The sequence below is a fragment of the Sphingomonas sp. genome (genome assembly GCF_017744835.1).
Classification (GTDB): domain Bacteria; phylum Pseudomonadota; class Alphaproteobacteria; order Sphingomonadales; family Sphingomonadaceae; genus Sphingomonas.
On record NZ_JAGIAM010000001.1, the window covers coordinates 661,320 to 676,141 of the forward strand.

A 14,822-nucleotide genomic window follows, 5' to 3' on the forward strand; every position below is an offset into this window, starting at 1 on the left:
TAGGTCAGCATAGCTGACATAACAGCTGCTTTTCGCGTGACTCCGCCTATGCGTTGCTGTAGGCGCGCCGGCATGTCGGACGATGCGATGCTCAAATTCGTGAACCGCGGCCAGGCCTATCCGGCCAAGCGCCCTGCGGACCTGCGCGCCGAGGATTTCCGCGAGATCGCGGACCGCTACGCCGTGCCCGAGGCAGAGGCGCAAGCGGGCCGCTGCTCGCAATGCGGCGTGCCCTATTGCTCGGTGCACTGCCCGCTGCACAACCACATCCCGGACTGGCTGCGCCTGACCGCGGAGGGCCGGCTGCGCGAAGCCTATGCGCTGTCGAACAGCACTTCGACCATGCCCGAGATCTGCGGCCGGATCTGCCCGCAGGATCGGCTGTGCGAAGGCAATTGCGTGATCGAATTCTCCGGGCACGGCGCGGTGACGATCGGCTCGGTCGAGAAGTTCATTACCGACACCGCCTGGGAGGAAGGCTGGGTCGAGCCGGTGCGCGTCGGTCCTGCCCGCGGCCAGTCGGTCGGCGTGATCGGCGCGGGGCCCGCGGGCCTCGCGGCCGCCGAATATCTGCGCGAATACGGCTATGACGTGCATGTCTATGACCGGCACGACCGCGCCGGGGGCCTGCTCACCTATGGCATCCCGGGCTTCAAGCTCGAGAAGCACGTCGTCATGCGGCGCATCGAGCGGCTCGAGCAGGGCGGCATCATCTTCCATCTCAATTTCGAAGTCGGCCGCGACGCGACGCTCGAAGAATTGCGCGTGCGCCACGATTCGATCCTGATCGCCACCGGCGTCTACAAGGCGCGCCAGATCAAGGCCCCAGGCGTCGGCGCCAAAGGGGTGGTCGAGGCACTCGACTATCTGACCGCCTCCAACCGCAAGAATTTCGGCGACATTGTGCCGGCCTATGACGACGGCAGCCTCAATGCCGAAGGCAAGCATGTCGTGGTCGTCGGCGGCGGCGACACCGCGATGGACTGCGTGCGCACGGCGATCCGCCAGGGCGCGGCATCGGTGAAGTGCCTCTATCGCCGTGACCGCGCCAACATGCCGGGCTCGCAGCGCGAAGTCGCCAATGCCGAGGAGGAAGGCGTCGAGTTCGTCTGGCTCTCCGCGCCCGAGGCCTTCGACGGCAGCGGCGATCAGGTGACCGGCGTGCGCGCGTCGCGGATGCGCCTCGGCGCGCCCGACGCTTCGGGCCGTCGCAGCCCCGAGCTCGATCCCGGCAGCGAATTCCGGCTCGATGCCGACCTGGTGATCAAGGCGCTCGGCTTCGAGCCCGAGGAGCTGCCGAAGATGTTCGGCGCCGAAGGGCTCGGTGTCACGCGCTGGGGCACGCTGCGCACCGACGGCAAGTCGATGATGACCAGCCTCGACGGCGTGTTCGCCGCCGGCGACATCGTCCGCGGCGCGAGCCTCGTCGTCTGGGCGATCCGCGACGGCCGCGACGTGGCGGCGCACATGCACGGCTGGATGAAGACGCACGCCAAGGCAGCGACACCGGCTTCGGAGCCGGTGGCGGCGTGATGCGCGGCGCCATTCCCCTGCTGCTGGTCGCCGGCACGCTGGCCGCGCCGCTTGCTGCGCAGACCGCGGCGGCGCCCGACCATGCCGCGCATGTCGATCGCTTCCTTGCCGCGCTGCCGCCGAGCAGCAAGGGCGAGCAGGAAGTCGAGCCCGACTTCCAGGAAGGCGTGATCGCCGGGCTGATCGCAACCAACCGCGACAAGGAAGCCGCGATCCGCGGCGTGATCGCGACGCGGCGCAAGTGCGCGGGGGATTTCTCGCGCAATTATGCCGTCAATGCGGTTCGCCGCGCCGCCGACACGCTCAGCGACGCCGAGCTCGACCAGCTCACTGCCTTTTATTCGGGCCCCGATCACAAGGCGATGGCCGCATCGGGCGACAAGGCAGAGATGGCGGCGCTGATGAAGCGCTATCCGCTCCAGCGCTTCCTCGACGCAACTCGCAAGGTGATGGATGCGGCGCCGACCGAAGTGATGGACGGGCTGCTCGCCTGCGACGAGGCGGCCGCCACCGCGCTCGACAGCGCCGGGGTGAAGACCGAATGACGCGCGTGAAGAAATTGCTCGTGGTCGCGGCGCTGGCGAGCGCCGCTGGCGCCGTGCCGGCGCTTGCCCAGGCGATACCGGCGCCGCCTCCCCCCGTCGCAGTCGCTCACGCGACCGCGGATCCGACGCCGCTGACGGCGACAGCGGAGAGCCGCGAGCTTGCGCTCAAGCTCACACAGCTGATCAACAGCGAGGCAGCGACTCGCGCAATGGTCGACCGGATGCTGAAGGAGACGCTTCAGCCGGCGCTGGCGCAGGACCCCCTGTTTCGCGAGCTCGAAAAGCGATCGCCGGGCGCGTCGGCCGAGTTCGTGTCGGTGATGACTCCGATCATCCTGGAGACCTTGTCTGCGAAGATGCCGGAATATCAGCAGACCACCAGCATTATCTATGCGAAGTGGCTGACCGCGGACGATCTTCGCACGACGCTGGCCTTCTATGCGTCGCCGGCGGGTACGCGGCTGCGGAACGCCTTGACGGAGCATGCCGATTTCAAGGTCTCGTTGACGAAGCAGATCGCGTCGCTCGGCCAAGAGGATCTGACGGCGGGCGACGTCCGCGCCGACATCGCTTCGAGCGCGCGCACGGCCGTGAGTGTGCTCACCAGCGAAGACCAGGCCGCACTGATCCAATTCGCATCCCGGGTCGACATGGCCAAGTTCAATCGCGCGAACGCCGAAATCGCCGAGATGACTGCGAACTGGGGGAACAACATCGATCCCCAAACCCAGCGGAAGATCGAAGTAGCGATCGCCGCCTTGATGGAACGCCGATTGGCGGAGAAGAAGCAATGAACCTGGTTTCCCCGTCCGAACGCGAACGCCTTGCCCGCGAGGGCATGTACCGCCCCGAATTCGAGGGTGACGCCTGTGGCGTGGGCCTCGTCGCCGCGACCGACGGCCAGGCTTCGCGCCGCGTCGTCCAGTCGGCGATCGATGCGCTCAAGGCAGTGTGGCACCGCGGCGCCGTCGATGCCGACGGCAAGACCGGCGACGGCGCGGGCATCCATGTCGACCTGCCGGTGCGCTTCTTCGACGACGCGATCGCCGCGGGCGGCCACCGCGTGCTCCCCAACCGCTTGGCCGTGGGCATGATCTTCCTGCCGCGCACCGACCTTGCCGCGCAGGAGACCTGCCGCACGATCGTCGAGAGCGAGATCATCGAATCGGGCTACACCATCTATGGCTGGCGCCAGGTGCCGGTCGACGTCTCGGTGATCGGAATGAAGGCGCAGGCGACGCGCCCCGAGATCGAGCAGATCATGATCGCGGGGCCGATGCCCGGCGACGTGGATGCCGCCGAGTTCGAGAAGAACCTCTATCTGATCCGCCGCCGGATCGAGAAGCGCGTGATCGCAGCGCAGATCAGCGGCTTCTACATCTGCTCGCTGTCGACGCGCTCGATCGTCTACAAGGGGCTGTTCCTCGCCGAGAGCCTGTCCGAGTTCTACCCGGACCTCAAGGACGAGCGCTTCACCAGCCGCGTCGCGATCTTCCACCAGCGCTATTCGACCAACACCTTCCCGCAATGGTGGCTGGCACAGCCGTTCCGCTGCCTGGCGCACAACGGCGAGATCAACACGATCCGCGGCAACAAGAACTGGATGCTCAGCCACGAGATCAAGATGGCGAGCATCGCGTTCGGCGAACGCTCGGAAGACATCAAGCCGGTGATCCCGGCGGGCGCATCGGACACAGCCGCGCTCGACGCGGTGTTCGAGGCGATCTGCCGCTCGGGCCGCGACGCGCCGACCGCCAAGCTGATGCTGGTGCCGGAGGCATGGCAGCCCGAGGACACGCCCGAATCGCATCTGGCGATGTACCAGTATCTCGCCTCGGTGATGGAGCCGTGGGACGGCCCCGCGGCGCTGGCGATGACCGACGGCCGCTGGGCAGTGGCGGGCATGGACCGCAACGCGCTGCGCCCGCTGCGCTATACCCAGACCTCGGACGGGCTGCTGATCGTCGGCTCCGAAGCGGGCATGGTGCCCGTCTCCGAATCGACCGTGATCGCCAAGGGCCGGCTCGGGCCGGGCCAGATGATCGCAGTCGACCTGCAGGAAGGCCGGCTGTTCACCGACGCCGAGATCAAGGACCAGATCGCCGGCGAAGCGGACTATGCCGCGATGATCGGCGAGTTCATGACCAAGGACGAGCTGCCCGCCGCGCCCGAGGCGGCCTATTACGACCGCGCCGAGCTCACCCGCCGCCAGGTCGCGGCCGGCCAGACGCTCGAGGACATGGAGATGGTCCTGGCGCCGATGGTCGAGACCGCCAAGGAAGCGATCGGATCGATGGGCGACGACACGCCGCTCGCCGTGATCTCGGACAAGCCGCGGCTGATCAGCCAGTTCTTCCGCCAGAACTTCAGCCAGGTCACCAACCCGCCGATCGATCCGCTGCGCGAGCGCCACGTGATGTCGCTCAAGACGCGCTTCGGCAACCTTGCCAACATCCTCGACACCGACGGCACGCAGGGCCGGGTGCTGGTGCTCGAGAGCCCGGTGCTGACCAATGCCGACTGGCATCGCCTGCGCGCGCATTTCGGCAGCCAGGCGGCCGAGATCGACTGCACCTTCCCGGCGAACGAAGGTCCCGACGCGCTGCGCGCCGCGATCACGCGCATCCGCTACGAGGCCGAGCAGGCCGTCCGCGCCGGCTGCACCGAGCTGTTCCTGACCGACGAGCATATCGGACCCGACAAGGTGGCGATCGCCGGCGTGCTCGCAGCCGCGGCGGTGCACACGCACCTCGTCCGCCGCGGCCTGCGCTCCTACGCGAGCGTCAACGTCCGCACCGCCGAGTGCCTCGACACGCATTACTACGCCGTGCTGATCGGAGTCGGCGCGACGACGGTGAACGCCTATCTGGCCGAGGCCTCGATCGCCGATCGCCAGGCCCGTGGCCTGTTCGGCGACCTCAGCCTCGAGCAGTGCCTCAAGAACCACCGCAAGGCGATCGACGAGGGCCTGCTCAAGATCCTCTCGAAGATGGGCATCGCGGTGATCTCGTCGTACCGCGGCGGCTACAACTTCGAGGCGGTGGGGCTCAGCCGCGCGTTGGTCAACGACCTGTTCCCCGGAATGCCCGCCAAGATCTCGGGCGAGGGCTATGCCTCGCTCCATCTGTCGGCCAAGCTGCGGCACGAGGCGGCCTATGACCGCGGCGTCGCGACGCTGCCGATCGGCGGCTTCTACAAGCAGCGCTTCGGCGGCGAGACGCATGCCTATTCGGCGCAGCTGATGCACCTGCTGCAGACCGCGGTCTCGACCGACAGCTATTCGAGCTATCTCGCCTTCTCGCGCGGCGTGCGCGACATGCCGCCGGTCTATCTGCGCGACCTGCTCGAGTTCAACTTCCCGACCGAGGGCATCGCCATCGACCAGGTCGAGGCGATCACCGAGATCCGCAAGCGCTTCGTGACGCCGGGCATGTCCTTGGGCGCGCTCAGCCCCGAGGCGCACGAGACGCTGGCGATCGCGATGAACCGGATCGGCGCCAAGGCCGTGTCGGGCGAAGGCGGCGAGGATTCGGCGCGCTACCAGCCCTATGAGAATGGCGACAACGCCAATTCGGTGATCAAGCAGATCGCGTCGGGCCGCTTCGGCGTCACTGCCGAGTATCTCAACGCCTGCGACGAGATCGAGATCAAGGTCGCCCAGGGCGCCAAGCCCGGCGAAGGCGGCCAGCTGCCCGGCTTCAAGGTCACCGAGTTCATCGCCAAGCTGCGCCATGCGACGCCGGGCGTGACGCTGATCAGCCCGCCGCCGCACCACGACATCTATTCGATCGAGGATCTCGCGCAGCTCATCTACGACCTGAAGCAGATCAACCCGCGCGCGCGGGTGTGCGTCAAGCTGGTCAGCTCGGCGGGGATCGGCACGGTCGCGGCGGGCGTCGCCAAGGCGCATGCCGACGTGATCTTGGTCGCCGGCCATGTCGGCGGCACCGGCGCCTCGCCGGTCACCTCGGTGAAGTACGCCGGCACGCCCTGGGAAATGGGGCTGTCCGAAGTCAACCAGACGCTGACGCTCAATGGCCTGCGCGGCCGCGTCCGGCTGCGCACCGACGGCGGGCTCAAGACCGGGCGCGACATCGTGATCGCGGCGATCCTCGGCGCCGAGGAATTCGGCATCGGCACGCTGAGCCTGGTGGCGATGGGCTGCATCATGGTGCGCCAGTGCCACTCGAACACCTGCCCGGTGGGCGTGTGCACCCAGGACGAGAAGCTGCGCGCCAAGTTCGTCGGCACGCCCGAGAAGGTCATCAACCTGATGACCTTCATCGCCGAGGAAGTGCGCGAGATCCTGGCCAAGCTGGGCTTCTCGAGCCTCGACGAAGTGATCGGCCGCACCGAGCTGCTCCGCCAGGTCAGCCGCGGCGCCGAGCATCTCGACGATCTCGACTTGAACCCGGTGCTCGCCAAGGTCGACGCGACCGACGCCGAGCGCCGCTTCAGCCTCGCCACCTTCCGCAACGAAGTGCCCGACAGCCTCGACGCGCAGATGGTCAAGGATGCGGCCCCGGTCTTCTCGCGCGGCGAGAAGATGCAGCTCACCTATACGGTGCGCAACACGCACCGCGCGGTGGGCACGCGGCTGTCGAGCGAGGTTACCCGCAAGTTCGGCATGTCGACGCTGTCCGACGGGCACGTCCATGTCCGGCTGCGCGGCTCGGCCGGCCAGTCGCTCGGGGCCTTCCTGTGCAAGGGCATCACGCTCGAAGTGTTCGGCGACGCCAACGACTATGTCGGCAAGGGCCTGTCGGGCGGCACGATCATCGTCCGGCCGATGGTGAGCTCGCCGATCGAGAGCTGGAAGAACACCATCGTCGGCAACACCGTGCTCTATGGCGCGACCTCGGGCCGGCTGTTCGCCGCAGGCCAGGCGGGCGAGCGCTTCGCGGTGCGCAACTCGGGCGCCGAAGTGGTGGTCGAGGGCTGCGGCGCCAATGGCTGCGAATATATGACCGGCGGCACCGCGGTGGTGCTGGGCAGCGTGGGCATGAACTTCGGCGCGGGCATGACCGGCGGCATGGCGTTCGTCTATGACGAGGACGGCAGCTTCGAGCGCCGCGCCAATCCCGAGAGCATCGTGTGGCAGCGGCTCGCCTCGCAGCACTGGGAAGCCAAGCTGCGCGGCCTGATCGAGGCGCATGCCGAGGCGACCGACAGCAAATGGTCGCGCGGGCTGCTCGAGGACTGGGACCGGGCAGTCGGCAGCTTCTGGCAGGTCGTGCCGAAGGAGATGCTGTCGCGTCTGCCTTATGCGCTCGACGATGCGGCGGAGGCGGTTGCGGCGGAGTGACGTCGTTCAGCTCGTGCTAAGCTGCTGGAATGCATGTAGGATGACATCCTGACGACTCGGGAGAATGTCATGCGTCTCGTTCCCGCTGCTGCCATCCTGTGCGCGATCGCGCTTCCTGCCGCCGCCCAGTCGCGGACGGAGGACGCGGCGCGCAGCTTGCAGGACCCGATGGTGCAGGAAGGCGTCGCCATGGCGGTCAACTCGATCGCCGAGATCCTGCTCGACACCCGCGTCGGCCCGCTCGCGCACTACACCGATCCGCGCGACGACATCCGGCCTTCGGACACGCTGCGCGACTTGGAGCGGCGCAAGGACCCGCACTTCGAGGAGAAGCTCCGCGACGGCACGCGCCGCGCGGTCGCCACTGCGGGCGCGGTTTCCGGCGATGCGCTGGCGATGAGCTCGGAGCTGGCGCGCACCGCCGAGCGGCTCAAGGGCGCGCTGGCCCCGCTCGCCGACGCAGTCCAGGCGTATAGCGACGATAATTGACGCATCGGCTGGACGCGCACCGCGTCTCCGCTAGATACGGGCTGCATGTGGCAGCTCTATCAATTTCCTTTGTGTCCCTTTTCGCGGAAGGTCCGGCTGCTGCTGGGCGAGAAAGGCATCGGCTATGAGCCGGTGCGCGAACTTCCGTGGCAGCGGCGCGACGAATTCCTCGACTTGAATCCCACCGGCCAGGTGCCGGTGATGGTAGACACCGAGCGCGGCGTCACGCTGATCGACTCCTCGGTGATCTGCGAGTTCTTCGAGGAGACCGTCTCCAAGAACGCGATGCTAAACGGCACCGCCACCGACCGCGCCGAGATCCGCCGGCTGGTGCTGTGGTTCGACAATCACTTCTTCGGCGAGATCACCGCGCCGCTGCTCCAGGAGCGGATGCTCAAGCGCATCGTCTACAAGCAGTCGCCCGACGGCCAGGTGCTGCGCTCTGCGATGAAGGCAGCGGTCTCGCACCTCGACTATATCGACTATCTGCTCGACCACCGCACCTGGCTGGCGGGGTCGACGATGAGCCTCGCCGATCTGGCGGCCGCCGCGCAGATCTCGATCGCCGACTATCTCGGCGGGATCGACTGGAAGGGGCATGAGGAGGCCAAGGGCTGGTATCTGCGGATGAAGAGCCGCCCGAGCTTCCGCCCGCTGCTCGCCGAGCGGATGGAAGGCATCCCGCCCCCCGCGGACTATGACAAGCTCGACCTGTAGGGCGTCCCGCGCTCCTGCGAACGCAGGAACACTGGGGTGAGGCGGGCAGCGTTGCCCTCTGCCGGACCCCGGTCTAAAGCCGCGCGACTTTTATGAAGGAACCAGCATGACGATCGGCGAAGAACGCCTGGCACGGCGCATGGCGCGCGGGTGCGAATTCCTGGGCTCGCAGGTCGCGATCCTCGGCGGCGCCATGTCCTGGGTTTCCGAACGCAACCTCGTCGCTGCCATCTCCAATGCCGGCGGCTTCGGCGTGATCGCCTGCGGCGCGATGAGCCCCGAGCTGCTCGACAAGGAGATCGCGGGTACCAAGGCGCTGACGGACAAGCCCTTCGGCGTCAACCTGATCACCATGCACCCCCAGCTTTTCGAGCTGATCGAGGTCTGCGCCAGGCATGGCGTCGGCCATGTCGTGCTCGCCGGCGGTCTGCCGCCGGCGGGGTCGCTCGATGCGATCAAGGGCAATGGCGCCAAGCTGATCTGCTTCGCCCCGGCGCTCAGCCTGGCCAAGAAGCTGATCCGCTCGGGCGTCGACGCGCTGGTGGTCGAGGGCATGGAGGCCGGCGGCCATATCGGTCCGGTCTCGACCAGCGTGCTCGCGCAGGAAATCCTGCCCGAAGTCGCAAGCCAGGTTCCGGTCTTCGTCGCCGGCGGCATCGGCCGCGGCGAGGCGATCGCGGGCTATCTCGACATGGGTGCCGCGGGCGTCCAGCTCGGCACGCGCTTCGTCTGCGCGACAGAGAGCATCGCCCACGCCAATTTCAAGAAGGCTTTCATCCGCGCCTCGGCCCGCGACGCCATCGCCAGCGTCCAGATCGATCCGCGGCTTCCGGTCATCCCCGTGCGTGCGCTCAAGAATGCGGGCGGCGAGCTGTTCACCGCCAAGCAGCGCGAAGTCGCGCAGGCGCTCGACGAGGGCAAGGTCGAGATGGCCGAAGCCCAGCTCCAGATCGAGCATTATTGGGCCGGGGCGCTGCGCCGCGCAGTGATCGAAGGCGATGTCGAGCATGGATCGGTTATGGCCGGCCAGTCGGTGGGCATGGTCAGCAAGGAAGAGCCGGTGACCGACATCATCGCCGCGCTGATGGCCGAGGCCGCCCATGCGCTGGAGAAGCGCGCCGCATAAGCGGCCGGCGCTGGCCCAGATTGTTAGCTATTCCTGACGGTTAGCCTACGCAGAATCCGAATATTTCCGCCCAGGCGGGAACGCGCTACGCTCGCGCATGATCGGGCCTCTCCGTGGGGGATGGGGACGCCGTTCTCCCGCTTGACCAGGAACAGCCGAACCCGCCGATGCGCTTCCGTGACCTGTCCCTGGCGAGCCGTCCGCTCATCCTGCTCGTCTGGACCGGCAGCCTGTTGCTGCTGGCGGCGCTCGCGGTCGCGAGCACGCTGCAGCTCCGCGCCGAGCGGCTGCGCGCCGAGGAAGCGGCGATACGCGAGAACCAGAACCGCGCGATCGCCTTCGAGCAGTTCGTCACGCGCACCTTCGAGGCTGCCGAAGTCGCCGCCGAGCATCTCACGCTGCGCTACGGCCAGAACCTGGATTCGCAGCCGCTGCTCCAGCGCATCGACGATCCGCTCGCGGCCAATCCGCTTTTCACCGGGATCAGCATCGCCGATGCCCGGGGCAACATCCACTGGACCAGCTTCCCCGACGCAGTGACGCGCAATATCGCGCGCTATCCGGCGTTCCAGGCGGTACGCGATGCCCCGCCCGGTGCGTCGCTGCTCGTGGATCGCCCGCTGGCGCTGCGCGGCAAGGGGCATACGGTGATCCCGCTCAGCCATCCGATCCGCGCGCGCGACGGCAGCTTCGCGGGCATGGTCTCGCTGATGATCCCGGTCGAGGCGTTCACCGACTTCAACCATGGCGCGCAGCTGCGCCCGCTCGACATGATCTCGGTGATCCGCGCCGACGGGATCACGCTGGCCCGGCGCACCGGCTCGCGCGTCTCGTGGGGCGAGGACCTGCGCGGCCGGCTGGTGATGGAGCATCAGGCCACCGATCCGAACGGGACCTACCTCGGGCCGAGCTCGATCGACGGGATCCGGCGCTATTTCAGCCATCGCCGGATTGCCCGCTACGGCGTGTTCGTGACGGTGGGGCTGGGATATGACGATGCGCTGCGCGGCCTGACCGGCCGCAGACACTGGCATTGGGCGGCGCTCGCGCTGCTCGCCGCGACGGTGATCGCGTTTTCCGCGGCGCTCACCTGGGGCCTGAAACGACGCGACCGGGGCGTGCAGGCGCTCGGCGAGTCGAACGACCGATTGCGCGAAGCGCAGCGTCTGGGGCGGATCGGCGACTGGGAATATGATCTGAAGACCGAGCGCTTCTTCTGGTCCGACCAGCTTTGCCAGCTTTATGGACGCGACGTCGCCGATGACGTGCAGCAGCGCGACCAGGTGCTGGCCTGCCTCGAACCCGACAGCCGCGAGGAACTGGCGCGCGCGATCGACGCGGCGCGGGCGACCGGCGAGCCGCAGCAGTGCGAAGTGATGGTGCAGCGCGCCGATGGCGACGAAGCCTGTCATCGTATCCGCATCACCGCGGTGCGCGGTGCCGAAGGGACCGTCGAGCGCCTGTTCGCCACCGAGCAGGACATCACCGCGGAGAAGCTCCACGAGCGGCTGCGCGACGAAGTCGCCCAGATCGCGCGCGTCGAGGCCGTGAACCTGATGGGCGCGACCGTGGCGCACGAGCTCTCGCAGCCGCTCACCGCGGCGTCCAACTATGTCGCCGCGGCGCACGCGCTGGCGGTGCGCCAGGCCCCGGGCGACGCCGGGCTGGTCGTCGAGCGGCTGGAGGAGGCCGAGCGGCACATCGGCTTCACCCGCAACATCGTCCAGCGCGTCCGCGACATGGTTTCGGACCGGACCGATTCGACCGACAGCGCCCCCGTGCTCGACATCGTCGAGGATGCGATCGCGCTCGCGTGGCTCGCCGCGCCGGGATGGAAGGGCGAGATCGCGCAGCGGCTCGACGTCGCCGCCCCGCGCGTCGCCGCGGACAAGATCCAGGTGCAGCAGGTGCTGCTCAACCTGCTTCGCAATGCCTGCGAGGCCGCCGCGCTGGCCGCCGAACCGCGCGTCACCGTGTCGACCACCGCCAAGACCTCCGACGCCGTCACCTTCGCGATCGACGACAACGGCCCCGGCATCGCGCCCGAGCTGGGGGACATCTTCTCGCCCTTCGCCTCCTCCAAGCGCGACGGGCTGGGGCTCGGCCTCGCGGTCTCGCGCGCGATCGTCCAGTCCTATGGCGGGCGGATGTGGATCGACCACGCGCACGCCGGCGGCGCGCGCATCTGCTTCACGCTACCGCTCGAGGGCTGAGGTTCGGCCCGCGGCTGCGGAGGCTCGCTTCACCTGCCTGCCCTCTTGAATCGCGCGCAGGATTGCCCAGATTCCACGCGCCGGAAGCCCATAGGGCCCGGCTGCCGACGGCCGCGCGCCGGAGGGCCCAGACCAACCGCTCCTGAGCGAATCTCCCGCGCCCGTTACGGCCGGTCGCCGGCTACCGGCGCCGCTCGACCATTCCAGCGGTCGCCAAAGGAGAACGCCATGGAACGAACCCCGGCCTCGAACGCGCGTGCGCACGCGCCTGCGCCATCTCCGCCGCGCCAAGACCCGCCCGCCGGCGACTGGAGCCGGCAGCCGCCTTGGTGTGCGCTGACCGAAAAGGACGACGAGCTGGCGCGCATCGCGATACGTACCTGCAACTGAATCCTGTGGCGGCTAGGACGAATCGACATTCAGCCTAACGCGCTCCCCCTCCCTTTTGGGGAGGGGAGACGAATGTCGGTACAACCTGGCCCCCGGCGCAAAATCTTGCCGCTTGCAAAATAGGATTTGGCCTGAAACAGAACGGGAACGCTCTTTCTCAATCTGAATATAATCGGCGTCTCGCGCGCACACGCACACGCACGCGCGCAGGCACGTACGCACGCGCATCCGCCCGCGTTGGGGTGTCCACTTTGTCCACTTCCGCCGTGTCCACTTCCGGCATCGCGCCGCCGGATCGGCCGATGGTCATGCCCCGCTCGAACCGCCGCGATAGTGTGACCCTGGTGTGACCTTTGGTCGCGCAGGATGCGCGGGGCGGCGCGATAGCGTAACGCGCTCCTCTCCCTGAAAGGAGGGGGATGAATGTCGATACAAGCTAGGCCAGCGCGGCGACCGCTGCTTCCCAGGCGCGGGCCTCTTCCTCGCGCCGGGCATGGACCAGCGGGACGCCCGCGGTAGCCGTCGCCGGATCGACTTCCACCGTCGCATCGTAGAGGAAGGTGGCGTTGCCGCTGATCGTCACCACCCGGTCTGTGCCGGCCCGGCCGCGCACCAGCCCGCCCTTGTTGAACACGCGCACGTCGGCTTCATGGGGCACGCGCCCGGTCAGCGCCGCGGCGAGCACCGACGCCGCCATCGCGCTACCGCAGCTGTCGGTCAGCCCGACGCCGCGCTCATAGGTGCGCACGAACAGCGCATCCGGCCCGCGCACCTCGACGAACGAGACATTGGCGCGGCCCGGGATCAGCGCGGGCGCTGCCTCGCACCAGTCGCCCAGCGCCACCAGCTCGGCCTCGTCGACCGTGTCGACGAAGGTCACCAGGTGCGGATTCGGCATGGTGACGGCGGTGAAGGCGCGATCGCTCGGGAGGCCGGGGATAGCTGCGTCGATGAATTCGCCGATCTCGGTCCGCAGGCCGACGTCGGCGGCGGCGGTCGAGGCGGGGCCCACGGTGGTGCGGATCGTCACTACGCCGGGCGCAAGCGGTTCCTCGCGCGCGGCGTCCGCGCTGCTCGTCTGGAGCTGGACCTCGGCCGCATCGAGCCCGAGAGCCTCGAACCCGGCGCGGGCGACGCAGCGCAGCCCGTTGAGGCAGGTCTCGGCTTCCGACCCGTCCGAATTGAACATGCGCATCCCGAAGGGACGGTCGCCGCGGCCCGCCACGAGCAGCAATATGCCGTCGCCGCCCACCGGCCCCTCGCGGTCGGCGAGCGCGCGCGCCACGCCCGCCCATTCGCCATCGCTGAGCGACAGGTTGCGGGCGTCGATCAGCGGGAAGTCGTTCCCGGAGCCGTGGCATTTGACGAAGGCGAGCTGCATGGCGCCCATCTAGGGCCCGCGTCCCGCCCCGGCAACTTCGACCTGCGTCTCGAATCGCGCCGCGCGCCTTTGCCGTTGGAAGGGCTCCAGCTCCGTAGAATGCGGATCATCGGTGCACGGCGGGCGGCGAGCCGAAATTGCTGCCGCCCCGCCCCGCGCTTATGCTGCAACGCAGCGACGGAGGTGAAGTCATGACCCCAAAGCGTGTGCGCAAAGCTGTGTTTCCCGTTGGCGGGCTCGGTACCCGCTTTCTCCCGGCCACCAAGGCCATCCCCAAGGAAATGTTGCCCGTGGTCGACCGGCCGCTCATCCAATATGCGGTTGAGGAGGCGATCGAGGCCGGCATCGAGCAGATGATCTTCGTCACCGGCCGCGGCAAGGCGGCGATCGAAGACCATTTCGACATCGCCTTCGAGCTCGAGACGACGATGAGCGGGCGCGGCAAGTCGCTCGACATCCTGGGTCGCACCCGGCTCAAGCCCGGCGCGGTCACTTATGTGCGCCAGCAGGAGCCGATGGGCCTGGGCCATGCGGTGTGGTGCGCACGCGACGTGGTGGGCGACGAGCCCTTCGCGGTGCTGCTCGCCGACGACTTCATGCGCGGGCGCCCCGGCTGCCTCAAGCAGATGGTCGATGCCTATGAGAAGGTGGGCGGCAATCTGATCTGCGCCGAGATCGTCCCCGACGAGCAGACGCATCGCTATGGCATCATCACGCCGGGCGAGCGCGACGGCGCGCTCACGCAAGTGAAGGGTCTGGTCGAGAAGCCGGCACCGGGCACTGCCCCTTCCAACCTGTCGGTGATCGGCCGCTACATCCTTCAGCCCGAAGTGATGCGCGTGCTCGAGGGCCAGGAGAAAGGCGCGGGTGGCGAGATCCAGCTCACCGACGCGATGGCGCGGATGATCGGCGACCAGGCTTTTCACGGCGTCACCTTCCAGGGCGTCCGCTATGATTGCGGCGACAAGGCGGGCTTCCTCCACGCCAATCTGGCGGTCGCGCTCGACCGCGAGGACCTGGCCGAGGATGTCGAGCTGTTCGCCAGCGAACTGCTCGCCGCCCGGGCTCCGCGCCGCGCGGCCTGATCGCGATACCTGCAACACGCATCCATCAGTAAAAGGAG

The 14,822-nt window shown here is 68.1% G+C and carries 10 protein-coding genes; 9 read left to right on the forward strand and 1 reads right to left on the reverse strand.

From position 1 onward, the window contains the following. The first annotated feature begins 72 nt into the window (after nucleotides 1-72). The 8 genes from J7500_RS03085 to J7500_RS03120 all read left to right on the forward strand — a co-directional run bounded on the left by J7500_RS03085 (nucleotide 73) and on the right by J7500_RS03120 (nucleotide 11,928). Nucleotides 73-1,533 carry an NAD(P)-dependent oxidoreductase gene (locus J7500_RS03085; protein WP_294059947.1) on the forward strand — a complete coding sequence of 487 codons (1,461 nt, stop codon included), beginning with the start codon at nucleotides 73-75 and terminating at the stop codon, nucleotides 1,531-1,533. After that, complete coding sequence (locus tag J7500_RS03090; protein WP_294059948.1) at nucleotides 1,533-2,078, forward strand: hypothetical protein; 546 nt, start codon at nucleotides 1,533-1,535, stop codon at nucleotides 2,076-2,078. Before J7500_RS03085 ends, J7500_RS03090 begins: the two co-directional genes overlap by 1 nt. Beyond that, complete coding sequence (locus tag J7500_RS03095) at nucleotides 2,075-2,872, forward strand: DUF2059 domain-containing protein (RefSeq protein ID WP_294059949.1); 798 nt, start codon at nucleotides 2,075-2,077, stop codon at nucleotides 2,870-2,872. The genes J7500_RS03090 and J7500_RS03095 overlap by 4 nt, the downstream gene beginning before the upstream one ends. Beyond that, nucleotides 2,869-7,383 carry a glutamate synthase large subunit gene (gltB, locus tag J7500_RS03100; protein WP_294059950.1) on the forward strand — a complete coding sequence of 1,505 codons (4,515 nt, stop codon included), beginning with the start codon at nucleotides 2,869-2,871 and terminating at the stop codon, nucleotides 7,381-7,383. The genes J7500_RS03095 and gltB overlap by 4 nt, the downstream gene beginning before the upstream one ends. Before the next feature lie 69 nt (nucleotides 7,384-7,452). Continuing rightward, nucleotides 7,453-7,872, forward strand: a complete 420-nt coding sequence (locus J7500_RS03105; RefSeq protein WP_294059951.1) for a hypothetical protein — start codon at nucleotides 7,453-7,455, stop codon at nucleotides 7,870-7,872. Between the two features lie 45 nt (nucleotides 7,873-7,917). After that, the gene (locus J7500_RS03110; protein WP_294059952.1) at nucleotides 7,918-8,589 is read left to right on the forward strand and encodes a glutathione S-transferase family protein; all 672 of its coding nucleotides are present in this window, start codon (nucleotides 7,918-7,920) and stop codon (nucleotides 8,587-8,589) included. Between the two features lie 106 nt (nucleotides 8,590-8,695). Continuing rightward, the gene (locus tag J7500_RS03115) at nucleotides 8,696-9,715 is read left to right on the forward strand and encodes a nitronate monooxygenase (RefSeq protein WP_294059953.1); all 1,020 of its coding nucleotides are present in this window, start codon (nucleotides 8,696-8,698) and stop codon (nucleotides 9,713-9,715) included. Nucleotides 9,716-9,882: 167 nt separating this feature from the next. After that, nucleotides 9,883-11,928 (forward strand): ATP-binding protein, encoded by a 2,046-nt coding sequence (locus tag J7500_RS03120; RefSeq protein WP_294059954.1) that lies wholly within the window; start codon nucleotides 9,883-9,885, stop codon nucleotides 11,926-11,928. Nucleotides 11,929-12,754: 826 nt separating this feature from the next. Here the strand turns inward: J7500_RS03120 and dapF are convergent. Then, nucleotides 12,755-13,699: a diaminopimelate epimerase gene (gene dapF, locus J7500_RS03125; RefSeq protein WP_294059955.1), complete on the reverse strand. Its 945-nt coding sequence runs from the start codon at nucleotides 13,697-13,699 to the stop codon at nucleotides 12,755-12,757. A gap of 191 nt (nucleotides 13,700-13,890) precedes the next feature. Between dapF and galU the strand changes: the two genes are divergently transcribed. Beyond that, nucleotides 13,891-14,784, forward strand: a complete 894-nt coding sequence (gene galU, locus J7500_RS03130) for a UTP--glucose-1-phosphate uridylyltransferase GalU (protein WP_294059956.1) — start codon at nucleotides 13,891-13,893, stop codon at nucleotides 14,782-14,784. Nucleotides 14,785-14,822: the final 38 nt, after the last annotated feature.

What these genes read in the sequence shown, in the direction of transcription:
- J7500_RS03095 (WP_294059949.1), top strand. Translation starts at nt 2,075, where the DNA reads ATGACGCGCGTGAAGAAATTGCTCGTGGTCGCGGCGCTGGCGAGCGCC.
- J7500_RS03110 (WP_294059952.1), top strand. Translation starts at nt 7,918, where the DNA reads ATGTGGCAGCTCTATCAATTTCCTTTGTGTCCCTTTTCGCGGAAGGTC.
- galU (WP_294059956.1), top strand. Translation starts at nt 13,891, where the DNA reads ATGACCCCAAAGCGTGTGCGCAAAGCTGTGTTTCCCGTTGGCGGGCTC.
- J7500_RS03090 (WP_294059948.1), top strand. Translation starts at nt 1,533, where the DNA reads ATGCGCGGCGCCATTCCCCTGCTGCTGGTCGCCGGCACGCTGGCCGCG.
- dapF (WP_294059955.1), bottom strand. Translation starts at nt 13,699, where the DNA reads ATGCAGCTCGCCTTCGTCAAATGCCACGGCTCCGGGAACGACTTCCCG.
- J7500_RS03120 (WP_294059954.1), top strand. Translation starts at nt 9,883, where the DNA reads ATGCGCTTCCGTGACCTGTCCCTGGCGAGCCGTCCGCTCATCCTGCTC.
- J7500_RS03105 (WP_294059951.1), top strand. Translation starts at nt 7,453, where the DNA reads ATGCGTCTCGTTCCCGCTGCTGCCATCCTGTGCGCGATCGCGCTTCCT.
- gltB (WP_294059950.1), top strand. Translation starts at nt 2,869, where the DNA reads ATGAACCTGGTTTCCCCGTCCGAACGCGAACGCCTTGCCCGCGAGGGC.
- J7500_RS03085 (WP_294059947.1), top strand. Translation starts at nt 73, where the DNA reads ATGTCGGACGATGCGATGCTCAAATTCGTGAACCGCGGCCAGGCCTAT.
- J7500_RS03115 (WP_294059953.1), top strand. Translation starts at nt 8,696, where the DNA reads ATGACGATCGGCGAAGAACGCCTGGCACGGCGCATGGCGCGCGGGTGC.